We start from the raw sequence: 2,128 nt of genomic DNA, 5'->3' as shown, positions 1-2,128 counted from the left end.
GGATGTGGATCGATTCCGCCATCCAACGCGCATCCGGCGGCAGCGCGTCGCCAAGCTTCGACACCTGAAACAGCGCATCGATGCCGGCCAGATTTCCAGCCAGCGCATTGCCGGTGTTTTGCGAACGCCAGTAGATCGCCTGTTTTGGCTTGTCGGCGTCGGGCGTAGCGCCCAGAAAGCCTTTGAGGCGGACATCCCGGACCATTTCCAGCTCGTTGATGAAGACGCCGACCAGTTCGGTGACCGCTTCGTTGCCATCGCGATAGAGCGCATTCCGTGGCCCCGGATTGGCCCAGAGTGCCGCGAAGCCGTCCGGTTTGCTCCAGGCCGCGCTGACATCGGCGGCGATGGTTTCGATGTTGCCGGCAACGGACGCGCCATAAGCGCAGCGATAGGGTTCGTCCTTGCCCGTCAAGGCATCGGCGCCGTCGCCGTAAAGCACGAATTCCAGCGCGCCGAGCCCCTGCATGGCAACGCTCTTGTCGGCAAGCTGCGCAGGATCGGTGGCGGTGGGATCCTTGCCCGACAGCGCCGCCTGCACCTGTTTCAGACCGATGCTCTTGCGGTCCGGCCAGAACAGCATGCGCTCCGCCCTGTTGTTCTCCTTGATCGGCCCGAAACCGATGATCTCGGCCGATGACCAGGCATAGACGGTAGCCGAGAACGCCGCGCGCGCCGCATCAAGCTCCCCTTGCGAGGGCGCCTCGCAGAGCTTGTGCATCGCCTTGGCGAGGGCTTCCGTATGCTGGTGCAGATCGGCATAGGCCGGGCGGACAAAACCGTCGATCGCGCGCTTGACGACGTCCGAGGCTTTGACCGCGGCCGATGCGGGCAATGCGGCCAGTAGAACCAGCGGAAGAACGAGAACCAGCGCGAAACGCTTCAGCATCACAGTGACTCCAGGAATTTGACCAGCGCATCGCGCTCGGTGGCGTTTGCGGCGGCAAAGCGGTCGCGCGCCTTTTGCGCCTCGCCACCATGCCACAGGATAGCCTCGACCAAAGACCGCGCACGGCCGTCGTGCAGATAGAAGGAATTGCCGTTGACCGTTTCGGTGAGGCCGATCCCCCATAGCGGCGGGGTGCGCCACTCATTGCCTGTCGCCTCGCCCACGGCCTGGCCGTCGGCAAGGTCCGGCCCCATGTCGTGCAGCAGGAAATCGGAATAAGGCCAGATCAGCTGGAACGCCTGCGCCCTGTCGGGCGCATCGCGACGGGTGACGAATTTCGGCGTGTGACAGGCAACGCAGCCGATTTCGTAAAAGACCTTCTTGCCGGCGAGCACAGCTGGCGAGGCGAGGTCGCGCCGCGCCGGCACCGCCAGGTTCCGCGAATAGAAGGTGACGAGATCCATCACCGGCGCCGGCGCCTCGGCCGGGCCGAGGCGCGCCTGCACGCCGTTGGGCATGGCGAGGCATTTCTCCTGCGCGGCGGTGCAATCCCCCCAGTGTTTCGGCTTCTCGGGTGTCGAGATGCCGATGTCGCCGGCAAAGGCGTCCGCGGCCTGCCGGCGGATCGACGCGGCCTGCGCCTTCCAGCCGAAGCGGCCAAGCGTCAGTTCACCGCTCAGGCCATCACGCACGATGTTCGGCTTGCCGGAGATGCCATCGCCGTCCCTGTCGTCCGGGTCGGCATGGGCCAGAATGTCCGCCGGCGCGATCTGTTCGATCAGGCCAAGGCCGATCATGGGCGGCGTCAGGCGCGGCGACAGCGTGGTGCGCGGATCGAGCGGCCCATAGCCAAGATCGTCTACCGCGTAGGTGGGTTTGCGCAGGGAAATGACGGTGCCATCCGTCAGCTCCACCTTACGTTCCTGATAGTCGACACGCATGCTGCCTTCGCCCTTGAGACCATGGACCGCCAGTTCCTGCAACTGCGTGCCATAGACCGGGTCCGGGAGATTGAGCAGCCTGTGGTCGGCAAGCGCCGCCTTCTCTTCCGCGGTGCTTGCGTCGCGCGCCAGCCGCAGGAACATCGAGGTGGTGCCGGCATCGCCTTGTGGCGGCCGGCCACGGCCATCCTTCAGATGGCAGTTCTGGCAGGCCCGTTCGTTGAACAGGGGCCCGAGTCCGTCCGAGGCCTGCGTCGAGGATGGCGACGACACCCAATTCTTGCGGAAAAGCGCGTTG

The 2,128-nt window shown here is 65.3% G+C and carries 2 protein-coding genes; both read right to left on the bottom strand.

Translation table 11 applies throughout. From position 1 onward, the window contains the following. Window positions 1-889: imelysin family protein (locus tag EOA36_RS34130; protein ID WP_127281094.1), on the bottom strand; the 889-nt coding region annotated here is incomplete at its 3' end. After that, window positions 889-2,128 (bottom strand): di-heme oxidoredictase family protein (locus EOA36_RS34125; RefSeq protein WP_127281093.1); only part of this gene is annotated, 1,240 nt, incomplete at its 5' end. The genes EOA36_RS34125 and EOA36_RS34130, both read right to left, overlap by 1 nt.

Origin of the sequence: Mesorhizobium sp. M8A.F.Ca.ET.021.01.1.1 (assembly GCF_003998025.1) — a bacterium.
Lineage (GTDB): Bacteria > Pseudomonadota > Alphaproteobacteria > Rhizobiales > Rhizobiaceae > Mesorhizobium.
Note: the sequence above shows the minus strand (reverse complement) of the source record. Positions and strands in the feature narration are given on the sequence as shown.